Genomic DNA, 939 nt, shown 5'->3' on the forward strand with positions numbered 1-939 from the left:
CTCCGGCCCCTTGTATTAGCGAATCATGTCAGATTGCCCCTGTCCCGCGAGGGATGCCGGCTCTGGGGTGGCCACCCCAGAGCCGGCGGCGACTGTCGGATCGTTGGCACCTGAGCCTGTGGCCTGCGCCGCGGGCTGGTCCTGAGCAGGATCGCAGTCGCCCTCTTCATCGGACCCGGATGGTTGATTGAACGCCCGGTTCGCATCGCAAGGATGGGACGACGAAGATGGCTCACTCTAGCAAACCCCGACGCCAAGCCAAGACCGCACCTACGAGCATACCCAAACCCACATCCAAGGGAGCACCCGAGAGCAGGCCCGAGAGCAGGCCCGAAGCCGGTACGCGGCCCGTAGCCGGGATCGATGTCGGCAAGGCGTTCCTGGACATCGCCCTGCATCCGGCGCCGCCCCACGGCTCGCCCGCCAAGCCCGGCATCAAGCCGTGGCAGGTGGCCAACACCGTCGAGGGCTGGGACGCCCTGGCCGCCCAACTCACCGCCGCCGGTGTCACCTGCATCGGCCTGGAAGCGTCAGGCGGCTACGAGCGCGGCGTCGCCGATGCCCTGCGCGCCCGCGGCTTGGAGGTCCGCCTGCACCAGCCCCTGCAGGTCAAGGCGTTCGCCGAGATGCATCTGCGCCGGGCCAAGAACGACCGCCTCGACGCCCGGCTGATCGCCGCCTTCACGGCGCTGCGGGCCGAATACCAGGACGCCCGGGCCGCCCCCGACCCGCGCCTGCGGGCGTTTGCCGACCGCCTGGTGTTCATCGACCAGGCGATCGAGGATGCCAGCCGGGCCAAGCTGCGCCTGGAGCATCAGCTCGAACCGCGCCTGCGCCGCCAGCTGGAGGCCGATGCCCGCCGGGCCGGCGACCGCGCCGCGCGCGAACTCGCCCGCCTGGCGGCCGAACTGCGCGCCCAGCCCGACCTGGCCGAGCGGC

The 939-nt window shown here is 71.4% G+C and carries 1 protein-coding gene; it reads left to right on the forward strand.

Annotated features, from left to right (window positions below):
* Positions 1–227: 227 nt before the first annotated feature.
* Positions 228–939, forward strand: a 712-nt coding sequence (locus tag ACTXGJ_RS12620) for an IS110 family transposase (RefSeq protein WP_443566157.1), incomplete at its 3' end; no start/stop codon positions are given.

This window comes from Psychrobacter sp. 1Y11 (assembly GCF_052259045.1).
Lineage (GTDB): Bacteria > Pseudomonadota > Gammaproteobacteria > Pseudomonadales > Moraxellaceae > Psychrobacter.